14 protein-coding genes, 2 tRNA genes and 1 pseudogene are annotated in these 12472 nt (G+C 69.3%); 11 read left to right on the forward strand and 6 right to left on the reverse strand.

Features of this window, described 5'->3' with window-relative positions; translation table 11 throughout:
• Positions 1-23: 23 nt before the first annotated feature.
• From gyrA to AC07EQ_RS26480, 6 genes and pseudogenes are all read left to right on the forward strand, one after another.
• Positions 24-2519 (forward strand): DNA gyrase subunit A, encoded by a 2496-nt coding sequence (gyrA, locus tag AC07EQ_RS26455; RefSeq protein ID WP_478390571.1) that lies wholly within the window; start codon positions 24-26, stop codon positions 2517-2519.
• A gap of 54 nt (positions 2520-2573) precedes the next feature.
• Complete coding sequence (locus tag AC07EQ_RS26460; RefSeq protein WP_478390572.1) at positions 2574-3353, forward strand: DUF3566 domain-containing protein; 780 nt, start codon at positions 2574-2576, stop codon at positions 3351-3353.
• A 116-nt stretch (positions 3354-3469) separates the two neighbouring features.
• A tRNA-Ile gene (locus tag AC07EQ_RS26465) sits at positions 3470-3543 on the forward strand.
• 62 nt (positions 3544-3605) lie between these two features.
• A pseudogene (locus tag AC07EQ_RS26470) lies at positions 3606-3713 on the forward strand (DLW-39 family protein); the annotation flags it as partial.
• Positions 3714-3809: 96 nt separating this feature from the next.
• A tRNA-Ala gene (locus AC07EQ_RS26475) sits at positions 3810-3882 on the forward strand.
• An 838-nt stretch (positions 3883-4720) separates the two neighbouring features.
• Positions 4721-5968, forward strand: a complete 1248-nt coding sequence (locus AC07EQ_RS26480) for an MFS transporter (RefSeq protein ID WP_478390573.1) — start codon at positions 4721-4723, stop codon at positions 5966-5968.
• 12 nt (positions 5969-5980) lie between these two features.
• Here AC07EQ_RS26480 and AC07EQ_RS26485 read toward each other — a convergent pair whose 3' ends face one another.
• From AC07EQ_RS26485 to AC07EQ_RS26500, 4 genes are all read right to left on the reverse strand, one after another.
• Complete coding sequence (locus AC07EQ_RS26485; protein WP_478390574.1) at positions 5981-6526, reverse strand: Clp protease N-terminal domain-containing protein; 546 nt, start codon at positions 6524-6526, stop codon at positions 5981-5983.
• Positions 6527-6528: 2 nt separating this feature from the next.
• Positions 6529-6738: an HTH domain-containing protein gene (locus tag AC07EQ_RS26490; protein WP_093260818.1), complete on the reverse strand. Its 210-nt coding sequence runs from the start codon at positions 6736-6738 to the stop codon at positions 6529-6531.
• A 47-nt stretch (positions 6739-6785) separates the two neighbouring features.
• Positions 6786-7280: an SRPBCC family protein gene (locus AC07EQ_RS26495; RefSeq protein WP_478390575.1), complete on the reverse strand. Its 495-nt coding sequence runs from the start codon at positions 7278-7280 to the stop codon at positions 6786-6788.
• Positions 7281-7382: 102 nt separating this feature from the next.
• A complete protein-coding gene (locus tag AC07EQ_RS26500; protein ID WP_478390576.1) occupies positions 7383-7958 on the reverse strand; it encodes a hypothetical protein in 576 nt (191 codons plus the stop codon).
• A 140-nt stretch (positions 7959-8098) separates the two neighbouring features.
• Here AC07EQ_RS26500 and AC07EQ_RS26505 point away from each other — a divergent pair, with 140 nt between their 5' ends.
• Together AC07EQ_RS26505 and AC07EQ_RS26510 are read left to right on the forward strand one after the other, a co-directional pair.
• Positions 8099-8647: a peptidylprolyl isomerase gene (locus AC07EQ_RS26505; protein ID WP_478390577.1), complete on the forward strand. Its 549-nt coding sequence runs from the start codon at positions 8099-8101 to the stop codon at positions 8645-8647.
• A gap of 195 nt (positions 8648-8842) precedes the next feature.
• Positions 8843-9769 carry a rhomboid family intramembrane serine protease gene (locus tag AC07EQ_RS26510; RefSeq protein WP_478390578.1) on the forward strand — a complete coding sequence of 309 codons (927 nt, stop codon included), beginning with the start codon at positions 8843-8845 and terminating at the stop codon, positions 9767-9769.
• A 4-nt stretch (positions 9770-9773) separates the two neighbouring features.
• Here AC07EQ_RS26510 and AC07EQ_RS26515 read toward each other — a convergent pair whose 3' ends face one another.
• On the reverse strand, positions 9774-10181 hold the full coding sequence (locus tag AC07EQ_RS26515) for a PH domain-containing protein (protein WP_478390579.1): 408 nt from the start codon (positions 10179-10181) through the stop codon (positions 9774-9776).
• Positions 10182-10348: 167 nt separating this feature from the next.
• Positions 10349-10615 (reverse strand): cell division protein CrgA, encoded by a 267-nt coding sequence (crgA, locus tag AC07EQ_RS26520; RefSeq protein WP_132479410.1) that lies wholly within the window; start codon positions 10613-10615, stop codon positions 10349-10351.
• Between the two features lie 183 nt (positions 10616-10798).
• Here crgA and AC07EQ_RS26525 point away from each other — a divergent pair, with 183 nt between their 5' ends.
• From AC07EQ_RS26525 to AC07EQ_RS26535, 3 genes are read left to right on the forward strand one after another with little or no spacing between them, the layout of a single operon-like run.
• Positions 10799-11626 (forward strand): class E sortase, encoded by an 828-nt coding sequence (locus AC07EQ_RS26525; protein ID WP_478390580.1) that lies wholly within the window; start codon positions 10799-10801, stop codon positions 11624-11626.
• Positions 11626-11781 (forward strand): hypothetical protein, encoded by a 156-nt coding sequence (locus AC07EQ_RS26530; RefSeq protein ID WP_478390581.1) that lies wholly within the window; start codon positions 11626-11628, stop codon positions 11779-11781. Before AC07EQ_RS26525 ends, AC07EQ_RS26530 begins: the two co-directional genes overlap by 1 nt.
• A gap of 44 nt (positions 11782-11825) precedes the next feature.
• On the forward strand, positions 11826-12467 hold the full coding sequence (locus tag AC07EQ_RS26535; protein WP_478390651.1) for an aminodeoxychorismate/anthranilate synthase component II: 642 nt from the start codon (positions 11826-11828) through the stop codon (positions 12465-12467).
• Positions 12468-12472 lie beyond the last annotated feature (5 nt).

The raw sequence follows: 12472 nt of genomic DNA on the forward strand, positions 1-12472 counted from the left end.
CCTCTCGAAAGGAATCTCAAGTCGTGACTGAAATCCTGCCGCCGGAGCATGGCCGGATCGAGCCGGTCGACATCCAGCAGGAGATGCAGAACTCCTACATCAACTACGCGATGAGCGTCATCGTGGCGCGCGCGCTGCCCGACGTGCGGGACGGCCTCAAGCCGGTGCACCGGCGCGTGCTGTACGCGATGTACGACTCGGGCTTCCGCCCGGACCGCGGGTACGTGAAGTGCTCCCGCGTCGTCGGCGACGTGATGGGCAACTATCACCCGCACGGCGACTCGGCGATCTACGACACCCTGGTCCGCCTGGCCCAGCCGTGGTCGATGCGCCACCCGCTGATCGACGGCCAGGGCAACTTCGGTTCGCCGGGCAACGACCCGGCCGCGGCGATGCGGTACACCGAGTCGCGGCTGGACCCGTTGGCGATGCACATGCTCGCCGACATCGAAGAGGACACCGTCGACTTCGCCGACAACTACGACGGCCGCACCCAAGAGCCCACCGTGCTGCCGTCGCGATTCCCGAACCTCCTGGTCAACGGCGGTGGCGGGATCGCGGTCGGCATGGCCACCAACATCCCGCCGCACAACCTGCGCGAGGTCGCCGACGGCGTCGTCTGGGCGCTGGAGAACCCGGAAGCCGATGACGAGCAGCTGCTCGAAGCGCTGATCGAGCGGATCAAGGGCCCGGACTTCCCGACCCGCGCGCTCATCCTCGGCACCACCGCGATCGCCGACGCGTACCGCACCGGTCGCGGCTCCATCAAGATGCGGGCCGTCGTCGACGTCGAAGAGGACAACAAGGGGCGCACCACGCTGGTCGTCACCGAGCTGCCCTACCAGGTCAACCCGGACAACCTCATCGAGAACATCGCCTCGATGCACCGGGAGGGCAAGCTCACCGGCATCTCCGACATCGCCGACGAGTCCAACAGCCGGCGCGGCATGCGGATCGTGGTCACGCTCAAGCGCGACGCGATCCCGAAGGTCGTGCTGAACAACCTCTACAAGCACACCCAGCTGCAGACCACCTTCGGCGCCAACATGTTGTCCCTGGTCGACGGGGTGCCGCGCACCCTGCGGCTGGACCAGATGATCCGGTACTACGTCAAGCACCAGGTCGAGGTCATCGTCCGGCGCACCAAGTTCCGGCTGAAGAAGGCCGAGGAACGCGCCCACATCCTGCGCGGTCTGGTCAAGGCGCTGGACATGCTGGACGAGGTCATCGCCCTGATCCGCCGGTCGCCCACGGTGGACGACGCGCGCACCGGGCTGATCGAGCTGCTCGACGTCGACGAGATCCAGGCCAACGCGATCCTGGAGATGCAGCTGCGCCGCCTGGCCGCCCTGGAGCGGCAGAAGATCGTCGACCAGTTGGCCGAGATCGAGCGGGAGATCGAGGACCTCAAGGACATCCTCGCCAAGCCGGAGCGGCAGCGGCAGATCATCCGCGACGAGCTGATGGAGATCGTCGACAAGTACGGCGAGGACCGCCGCACGAAGATCATCCCGTTCGAGGGCGAGGTCTCCATGGAGGACCTCATCGCCGACGAGGACGTGGTCGTCACGATCACCCGCACCGGCTACGCCAAGCGGACCCGCACCGACCTGTACCGGGCGCAGAAGCGCGGTGGCAAGGGCGTGCAGGGCGCGCAGCTGAAGCAGGACGACATCGTGTCGCACTTCTTCGTGTGCTCCACGCACGACTGGATCCTGTTCTTCACCAACAAGGGCCGGGTCTACCGGGCGAAGGCCTACGAGCTGCCGGAGGCCAACCGCACCGCGCGCGGCCAGCACGTGGCGAACCTGCTGGCGTTCCAGCCGGACGAGCAGATCGCCCAGGTCATGCAGATCAAGGACTACACCGCGGCGCCGTACCTGGTGCTGGCCACCCGGAACGGGCTGGTGAAGAAGTCCCGCCTGACCGACTTCGACTCCAACCGATCGGGTGGTTTGATCGGCGTCAACCTCAAGGACGACGACGAGCTGGTCGGCGCGGTGCTGTGCTCCGCCGAGGACGACCTGCTGCTGGTGTCCGCCGAGGGCCAGTCGATCCGGTTCCACGCCACCGACGACGCGCTGCGGCCGATGGGCCGGGCCACCTCGGGCGTGCTGGGCATGCGGTTCAACGACGGCGACGAGCTGCTGGCGATGGGCGTGGTCCGGGAGGACCGGTACGTGCTGGTGGCGACCGACGGCGGCTACGCGAAGCGCACCCCGATCGATGACTACCCCGTGCAGGGCCGCGGCGGAAAGGGAGTGCTGACTCTCCAGTACGACAACAAGCGTGGCAGGCTGGTGGGGGCTCTCATCGTCGAGATCGACGACGAGCTCTATGCGATCACCTCGACCGGTGGGGTCATCCGGACCACCGCCAAGGAGGTGCGCAAGGCCGGCAGGCAGACGAAGGGGGTTCGTCTGATGAACCTGGACGAGGGGTCCGCGCTGGTGGCGATCGCGCGCAACGCCGACGAGGCCGCCGACCCGGACGCTGCGGGGCCGGAACAGCAGCAGTAAAACCGTGGGAGACCACGTCGCACACCGCCGCCGACGATCATCGAAGGATCGCTCGTGACACCTTCCGAGAAGCCGGAGCAGGCTGATCCGCAGCAGGATGCGGACGGGGCTTCGGTCAGCACCCAGACAGCCGACGACAGCACCGGGGGCGAGGGCACCGAGTCCGACTCGGCCGCCAAACCGGACGCCGAAGGCAACGGGGAGGCCCTGCACGGCACCGAGGCACCGCCACCGTGGCAACGCGCCTCGGTGGCCGCGCCGGGCGAGGCCGGCACCCCGGTGGCGGCCGCCACCGGGGGTTCGGACGTCGCCGACACGCAGAACATCCCGAAGCAGGTGCAGGACCAGGAAACGGTGCGCACCAAGGTGCCGCAGGCCGCGCGGACGACCGTGTCGTTCACCGGCGGCGCCACCGGTGCCGCCGGGGCCGCCCGCACCTCGCCGACGGCCTCGGCGCGGCGGCCGAGCAGAGGCCCGCGGCGGGCCAGCCTGCAGGTGAAGCGGCTGGACCCGTGGTCGGTGCTGAAGCTCGCCCTGGTGCTCAGCGTCGCGCTGTTCTTCGTGTGGATGATCGCGGTCGCGGTGCTGTACGGCGTGCTCGACGGCATGGGCGTGTGGGACCAGCTCAACGGCACCTTCACCGAGCTGACCCAACCCGACGACGCGGCCAGCGAGCCGCTGATCAGCGCCGGCCGGGTGTTCGGCGTCGCGTCCATCATCGGCGCGATCAACATCGTGCTGGTGACCGCGCTGGCGACGGTGGCCGCGTTCATCTACAACGTGGCGGCCGACTTCGCCGGCGGCGTCGAGGTCACCCTCTCCGAGCGGGAATGAGCCGCTGACGTGGCGATTCCGGTCCCGGACCGGGATCGCCACGTCCGGCGAGATCCCAACGGGGACCCCCCGTTTCGGGTGCCGGAAGGCGTCCTGTACTGTTTGAAGCACACCAAGGGCCTATAGCTCAGGCGGTTAGAGCGCTTCGCTGATAACGAAGAGGTCGAAGGTTCAAGTCCTTCTAGGCCCACTGGAATTTTTCCCAGCTCCGAGAACTGCTCGGGCTGACGCCGTGCTAGGAGGCGACCGGAAGTGAAGAAGCTGCTCGCACTCGCCGCAGTTGCTGGAGTCGTGCTGTTCGTCATCCGGCGCAACCGGGCCGCCAAGGCGGAGGCCGATCTGTGGCGCGAAGCCACCGCCGAGGCCTGATCGCTTCTCCGGGCGCTTGAGCCGGCCGTCGAGTCGGCAGCCATCGCGCGTCACCGGTCAGCAGACCTGAGTGGGGCTGCGATAGCCGGGGACGTAGCTCAATTGGCAGAGCACCGCCTTTGCAAGGCGGGGGTTAGGGGTTCGATTCCCCTCGTCTCCACGCGTTAGTTCGGTGGAGTGTGCCCACGGAAAGCGTGGGCCTCTACTACCGCGTCATTATTTTGCGAGGGCCGAGCCCCCGCAGACCCCCACGGTGTGGGGGTCTTTTTTGTCTGCTCCTCGCCTTAGGAGCGTTCCCGGCCTGCTCGCGGACCAGCCTTTTCGTGGGTTTCTCCAGCCTTCGGCTGTCGGAGTGCTGGGTGGCTTCCCGTTGTGCCGTTCGAGGCGTTCGGCCTCTTTGGTTCGGCCTCGGCTTGTGGGGTAGCGCCTGTTCGTCCTGTTGCGGGCTTTTGGTCAGCCTTCGGCTGTGTTTGGGTATTGGCAGCCTTCGGCTGTCGGTGTTTTTTCCTGGTTGCTGGTCAGCCTTCGGCTGTGTTGTTCTTGTTGTCAGCCTTCGGCTGTGATGGCTTGTGCGGCCTTCGGCTGTGATGGCTCGTGCTCGTGCTGGTTCCGTGCTGGTCGGGCTTGCCTCTGGTTCGGCTGCTGGTGTCTCGTCGGACATCGGTGGCTTCGCCTTCTCCGGGGATGCTCTCCACCACCACCTCTCCACCGCCACCTCAGCGTCCGCCTTCGTTCCCCGCTGGTTCTTCCGCCCGGTTTGGTTGTCCTCTTTGGACATTTGGTTTCGTTGGTCTCGGTTTCGTTGCGGGTTTGGTCCTGGTTTCGTGGTGGTTTGGTTTTCGGGGCCGTTACCTGGGGATTCGTTGTTCTTCCGGGTTCGGGGGCTGGGTGACGGTTTTGCTTTGATTCCGTTCAGTGGAAGGCCTTGTGGTTCGTCGGGCCTTTTCGCCGGGGAGCATTCGCGCATTCCGGTTCTGCGACGGTGCAGTGGAGGTGGCATGTCGAGCCAGGTCGATGCCGGGCGGGCCCGTTGGGTTCTGCCCCTGTGCTGGACCGCCGTGTTGCTGGACGGGTTCGACCTGGTCGTGCTCGGCAGCGTGTTGCCCGTGCTGCTGGACGCCAAGCAGTGGGGGCTCACCGCCGCCGGCGCTTCCGTCGTTTCCACCGTCGGCCTGGTGGGCATGACCATCGGAGCTCTGGCCATCGGCACCATCACCGACGTCGTCGGCCGGCGGAAGGCGTTGATCTTCGCCGTCACCGGCTTCTCCGTGTTCACCGCGCTGTGCGCGCTCGCGCCTTCGGTCTTCGTCTTCGGGTTGCTGCGGTTCCTCGCCGGGCTCGGGCTCGGCGGGTGCCTGCCGACCGCGATCGCGCTGGTCACCGAGTACGCCCGCGCGGGCAAGGGCGGCAGCGCCACCACCACGATCATGACCGGCTACCACGTCGGCGCCGTGCTCACGGCGCTGCTCGGCATCGCCGTGCTGCCGAGCCTCGGGTGGCGCGCGATGTTCGTGATCGGGGCCGCGCCCGCGCTCGTGCTCGTTCCGCTGATGCTGCGCTACCTGCCGGAATCGGTTTCCTTCCTGCGCTCCGCCGTTCCGGAGCGCAAGATCAGCGGCGGCGCCGGCGCGGTGGCCTCGCTGTTCCGCGGCGGTTCCACCCGCGCCACGCTCGCGTTCTGGGTCACCTCGTTCATGGGGTTGCTGCTGGTCTACGGGCTCAACACCTGGCTGCCGCAGATCATGAAGTCCGCCGGGTATCCGCTGGGCGCCGCGCTGGGGCTGCTGCTGACCCTGAACATCGGGGCCGTGATCGGGCTGGTCGTCGCCGGGGCGGTGGCCGACCGGGTGGGGCCGCGGCTTTCGACGATCGGCTGGTTCGCGGCCTCGGCCGTGTTCCTCGCCGCGCTGAGCGTCAAGCTGCCCGGCATCGGCGTGTACGTGGCGGTGCTCATCGCGGGCTGCTTCGTGTTCAGCTCGCAGGTGCTCGTCTACGCCTACATCGGGCACGTGTACCCGGCGGAGAGCCGGGCGACCGGGCTCGGCTGGGCGGCGGGGATCGGGCGCATCGGGGCGATCTGCGGTCCGCTGCTCGGCGGCGCGATGCTCACCGCCGGCATCGCGTACCCGTGGGGCTTCTACGCCTTCGCGGTGGTCGGCGTGCTGGGTGCGCTCGGCGCTGCGGCGGTCGGCCGCCCCGCTGCCGCGGAGGAGTTCGAGGCCGAGCCGACCCAGCAGGCGTCGTAGCGGATTCCCGGTTCAGGCCGCGCTGCGCAGGGACGCGCGAACGCCGCGGTAGGTCATGCCGTGGAGTTCGAGCAGCTCCGCGGCGACTCCCTTGCTGAGCAGCAGCGCGAGCAAGAGGTGTTCGTCGCCGATGCGGCGGTCGCCGAGCTCGATGGCCTCGCGCAGCGTGGCTTCGAGCAGGCGCTTGCCTGCGGTGCTGAACGGGATGTGCGACTTGAAGAAGCGCCGCCGTCGGCTGGGCCGGCGGGAGAGGGCGTCCGCGCCGAGGGAACGCTCGATGCTGGCGACGACGTCGTGCACGTCGATGCCCAGCTCGCGGAGCGCTTCCGCATCGGACGTGCTCAGGCCGCCGAGCCGTCGCGCCTGCTGGTAGGCCGTCGTGACGGCATCGCGCCGCACTTCGTGCGCGGCCAGCAGGCGCCCCGCCGTGGTGTTCGGGTCGTCGACGAGTGCGAGCAGCAGGTGCTCGTCGGTGACCTCCGGGGCGCCGTGCTGCTCGGCCTCGTGCGCCGCGCGGACCACCGCCTGCCGGGTGGTCGGGGCGAACTTCTCGAACATGATCAGGACCTCCCGTGTTTCTTGTGCACGGCTTGCCGGGAAACGCCGAGCTCCGCGGCGATCTCCTGCCACGACCAGCCCTGGTTGCGGGCGTTGCGGACCTGGACGGATTCCAGTTGTTCGAGCAGCTTCCGCAGCGCCGCAACGGCTCGCAGGCCGATCCGCGGATCGCGGCTGCTCGCCGCGGAGGCGAGTTCCGTCGCTTCTGCCATGCTGTCAACTTATGTTGACAATCGGGAGGTGTCAACCCCGGTTGACGTCAGCGCTGGGCGGCGTCCCGGATCGCGTCGACGGTCTGCTGCATGGCCTGCTGCAGCCGCGACCGGCGGAATTCGTAGAAGGTGGCGGCCCGGTCGGCGGGCAGGCTCTCCTTGATCGACGCCAGCCGGCTGGGCGGCTGCTTCATCTGGAAGCGCTGGGTCAGGGTGCAGCCGTCGCCGTCGGGTTCGATCTCGAAGGACCACACCGAGTTGTCCGGCGTCGGCTGGTAGCTCCGCACCGCCCAGGCGAACCGGCGGCCGGGCTCGGCCGCGGTCACCTCGCACTCGGTCGTCCAGACGTCGTCGCGGTGCCGGTTGTGGCCCTTGAAGGTGGCGCCGGCGGTGCCCGGTTCGCCGGACGCCCACTCGCCGCCGGTGCACTCCGGGCTCCACTCGCCCATCCGCGTGATGTCGCTGGCGACTCGGTAGACCTCGTCCGGCGTGGCGGACACGTGCGTGGAGGCGTGCAGGTCGTAACTGGTCGGTTCGCTCATGTCAGCATCGTGGCCACCGGACCAGCCGGCCGGAACGTGACGTGCAACACGCCGAAAAGCGGGAGGCCGGGCCGAACCGGCCCGGCCTCCGCGCGTGCGAGGTCAGCGGGATCGTTCCGGTGTGATGTGCGACTGGCCGTCGGTCTGCGCGGGCACGTCGGGGCGCTCCGCGCGGTGGCGGGCCGGGGTGTCCCGCTTGGGGAAGCCGTCGTTGGCCTCCGCGATCGGCATCTCCTCCGGGCGGCGGGAGAACGCAACCGCCACCGCGGCGCCGAGGCCGGCCAGCACCAGCAGCACCCACGGCCACTTGCGCCGCCGCTTCGGCTTGCCCGGCTCGATGATCGCGGCCAGCTCCTTGCGGGCCGCGGTGGTGTTCTTGGCGAGCTGCTTGCGGGACTTCTCGGTCTTCTTGTCCCACTGCTTGCGCGCCTTGCGGCCGCGCTTGGCGAGCTCCTTGCGGGACATCCCGGTGGTCGCCTGGGCGATGCGCTCCTGCAACTCGTCGGGGGAGTAGCCGTGGTTGGCGAGTTCCTGCTCGGCGCGGGCGGCGGCCTGCTTGGACAGTGCCACCCCGACCTCGCCGGCACGTTTCGCGCCGTGGCGGGCGGACTTCAAGCCCGTCCCGACCGCCTTGCCCACGCTTTCGCCAGCTCGGGCCATCGCCTTCACCTCGTCCATCGTGTGCCTCCTCGGCCCGGCGTTCGCCGGTCGATTTACTCGGCCCACGCCCGCGGCGTGGGCACCGCCCGGCAGGCGGCGATCAGCCCCATATTGCACCCAGACACGGCGTTCGGCCTCTTCGATGGCAGGATGGTCTGGTGGCTGAAGACAACGGATCGCTCGTTGGGACGAAGGTGACCGCGACCCTGCACACCTCGCAGGGCGACATCCGGATCAACCTGTTCCCCGACAAGGCGCCCAAGACAGTGGCCAATTTCGTGGGCCTGGCCGAAGGAACCAAGGAGTACAACGAACCCAACGCCAAGGGTGAGCGCTCCGGGCCGTTCTACGACGGGGTGATCTTCCACCGCGTCATCTCCGGCTTCATGATCCAGACCGGGGACCCGACCGGCACCGGCCGCGGCGGCCCGGGCTACCAGTTCGCCGACGAGTTCCACCCGGAGCTGCAGTTCACCAAGCCCTACCTGCTGGCGATGGCGAACGCCGGGCCGAACACCAACGGCTCGCAGTTCTTCATCACCGTCGGCGCCACGGACTGGCTGAACTACAAGCACTCCATCTTCGGCGAGGTCGCCGACCAGGAGTCGCGCAACGTCGTCGACGCGATCGGCAACACCGCGACCGGCCGGCAGGACCGCCCGGTCACCGACATCGTCATCGAGAAGGTCTCGATCGACCGCGGCTGAAACCCGGCCTACTAGGCTTGCTTTGGGAAGCGGCGTCAGCCGCTTGCGGCGCGGGGCTCGGCTCGCGCCGTCGCGGGTCCTCGGGCGTCGTCCACCCAGTCGGGGCTGTCCCCGGCGAGACGATGCCCGAGGTCCCGGCGCCCGCACCGCCGCCAGGGCCATTCGAAGCGGTCTCGACCGGAGAGCAGGTCTGACGTGACTGTTCCGCCCGGATCTCTGCCCGGATCGGACGGGGCTCCGCCGCAGCTGCCGACCTGCGTCCGGCACCCAGACCGCCCCACCGGGCTGCGCTGCACCCGGTGCGAGCGGCCGTCGTGCCCGGAGTGCCTGCGCGATGCCGCGGTCGGCCAGCAGTGCGTCGACTGCGTTGCGCAGGGGCAGCGCGGCATGCGGCAGCCGGTGACGGTGGCGGGTGCCCGGCTGCCCGCGAAGCCGATCCTGGTGCCGGTGCTGATCGCGATCAACGTGGCGGTCTTCGCGCTCACCGCGGTGCAGGCCGGCAGCATCCCCGGGAACTCCGCCTCCGCGCTGTTCACCGACTTCGCGCTGTGGCCGATCCTGGTCGCGGGCGGGCAGTGGTGGCGCCTGCTCAGTGCCGGGTTCCTGCACATCGGGCTGCTCCACCTGGCGATGAACATGATCGCGCTGTGGGTGATCGGCCGGGACCTGGAGCTCCTGCTGGGGCGGATGCGGTTCGGCGCCGTCTACCTGCTGTCGCTGCTCGGCGGCAGCACCGCGGTGTTCCTGCTCGGCGATGAGCTGCAGCCGGTCGCCGGCGCGTCCGGCGCCGTGTACGGCTTGATGGGCGGCATCGCGATCGCCGCGCTGCGGCTGAAGGTCAGCCTGCGGCCGGTGCTGGTGGTGATCGCGCTCAACATCGCGGCCAGCGTGGTGATCCCGGGCATCTCCCTGCTGGGCCACATCGGCGGGCTCGTCATCGGCGTGCTCGCGACCGCCGCGCTGGTCTACGCCCCGCGCGAGCGGCAGGTGCTGGTCCAGGCGGGTGCGCTGGCGGCGCTGCTGGTGGTGCTGATCGCGATGCTGGTGACGCGCGACCTGCAGTTCGGCAACGTCGTGTGCTTCGGCTCCGGCGAGGAAACCCGCTGCGGCCTGCGCAGCTGACGGATCAGCGGCGCAGGCCGCGGAGCTCGTCCGCGACGTCCTGCGGGTCGGTGCCCAGGTCGAGCCTGGTCAGCACGATCAGCTGCGGGTCCGCGTCGAGTTCCAGGGTCCGCACCGTGCGGCCGAGGCGGCGGTCCTGCCGGACCCGGATCGTCACCGCGGACCAGGCCCAGTGCCGTCGGCCCAGCAACGTTCGCACGGTGATGCCCTCGACGTCCGCGCGCAGTCGCGGCCGGCAGATGCTGCCGTGCGCGGAGACGGCGGCCAGCGCCAGCACCAGCACGCCGATGAACAGCCGGTCGACCGCCTCCTCGGCGAGGAGCCACCACAGCGCCGCGGCCGCGGCGAGTGCCCAGCCGCAGGTGACCAGTCCGATCGGCGTCGACCACTGCCGGGATCCGCTCGCATCCACCGTTATCCACCCGCTACCGATGAGTTATCCACAGGAGTTATCCCCACTGGGGATGAGTTACACCTGTGTTGTTCGCTGACCGAACGTCAAGAGGTCGACGAGATGAGTGAGGTCCGAAGGGATTGACCCCTTCGGACCTCGACCACATTCAGCTAACGTGCTATGGGTCAGCGCCAGCGCATCGTCATCAGCAGGCCGATGATCATGAACGCGAAACCGACGGCGAAATTCCACCCGCCCAGGTCGACCATGAACGGGATCTTGTCGCCGGCGATGTAGTTGACCACCAGCCAGAGCAGGCCGATCACCATCATCCCCAACATCACGATGACGTAGATCGGGTGCGACGGGCCGACCGCCTTCGCCTTCACCGGCGTGCGGCGATCGGTCACCGGGGTGGGGGAGTCCTTCTTGCGGACCTTGGACTTCGGCATGGTGTCCTCGCCAGGTGGTGCGGCATCGTGCGCCGCGTGCTCGGGCGGTCACCGCACCCCGGGCTGCGGCGCCCGAGGGCGCGCGCAACTTATCGCGATGCGGCTCGTTTTCCAGCTACCACGTTAACGTAATCACAGCGTTGATCTACCGCGTGGTCCAAGCCGTGACCGGAGAGGAACACCGTGGCTTCTTCGGAGCTGATGGTGGCACCACCGCCGGAGGGCCGACCCGCTCGGCTGCGCACGGCGCTGCACGTCCTGGGCGAACTGCTGATCACCGCGGGGCTGGTGTTGCTGCTGTTCGTCTTCTACGCCGTGTACGTCACGGACTGGTTCACCGCGCAGAAGCAGGCCGAGGCCACCGATCGGCTGCAGGTCCAGTGGCAGCACCCGCCGCCGGTGGCGGAGTCGCCCGCCCCGGTCGCCGGTGCCGGGTTCGCGCAGTTGTACATCCCGGCGTTCGGTCCGGATTTCCGCTTCGCCGTGCTGGAGGGCACCGACGCGAAGACGCTGGCCGCCGGGCCCGGGCACTACGTCGGCACGGCGTGGCCCGGCGAGCAGGGCAACTTCGCCGTCGCCGGGCACCGGATCGGCAAGGGCGCGCCGTTCAACGACCTCGACCAGCTGCGCTCCTGCGACGCGTTGGTCGTCGAGACCGCGACGCACTGGTACGTCTACCGCGTGCTCCCGATGACCGACGAGGTCGCGGGCCGGCACGGGCGCGGGGCGGACCCGAGGTGCGCGGGCGTGGCGCCCATCGGCGGGCCGTACGAGCAGGTGTCCGGCCGGAGCATCGTCCTCCCGGAGCAGGGCGAGGTGATCTTCCCGGTGCCCGGGCAGCCGCCGGAGCTGCTGCCGCGCGACCAGCAGACCCGGCTGATCACCCTCACCACCTGCCACCCGGAGTTCTCCGCCGAGCAGCGGCTGATCGTGCACGGCGTGCTGGTCAAGCAGTACCCCAAGGACCCGGCGCATCCCGGGCTGCGGCCGGCCGAGCTGGAGGAACGCTGATGTACGCGTGGGTCTGGCGGCACCTGCCGGGCGGCACCGCCGCGAAGGTCACGCAGGCCGTGCTGCTGGTCGCGGCCGTCGTCGCGCTGCTGCTGTTCGTGGTGTTCCCGCAGGTCGAGCCGATGCTGCCGTTCAACGACGTCACCACCAGGTGAAAAGCCCGGTGAAACGACCAGGCATCGCCGCGTACTCTGGCGGGGTGCGCGTACTCGTCGTCGACAACTACGACAGCTTCGTCTACAACCTCGTGCAGTACCTCGCTCAGTTGGGCGCGGACTGCGTCGTGCGCCGCAACGATGTCGTCACCGACGACGACGTTGCCGCCGCCGACGGCCTCCTGCTCAGCCCGGGTCCGGGTACGCCGGATCGCGCCGGGCGCACGATGGAGCTGATCGAGCGCTGCGCCGCCGAGCGCAAGCCGGTGTTCGGCGTGTGCCTCGGGCACCAGGCCGTCGGCGCCGTGTGGGGCGGGGTCGTCGAGCGGGCGCCGGAGCTGCTGCACGGCAAGGTCAGCGAGATCCACCACTCCGGGACCGGCGTATTCGCCGGGCTGCCGGAGCCGTTCATCGCGACCCGGTACCACTCGCTGATCGTCCGCGCGGACACCATCCCGGACGACTTCGAGATCACCGCCAAGACCGCGACCGGCATCGTGATGGGCATGCGGCACCGGGAGCTCCCGGTGGAGAGCGTCCAGTTCCACCCCGAGTCGGTGCTCACCGACGGCGGCCACCGGATGCTGGCGAACTGGATGGCCTCGGCCGGTCACCCGGTGGACGGGCACCTGGTCGACGAGCTCGAACACGGGATGCGCCAGGTCGCCGCCGCCGCGCGGCGCTGACCAAC

It is taken from the genome of Saccharopolyspora sp. NPDC045839 (assembly GCF_056431645.1).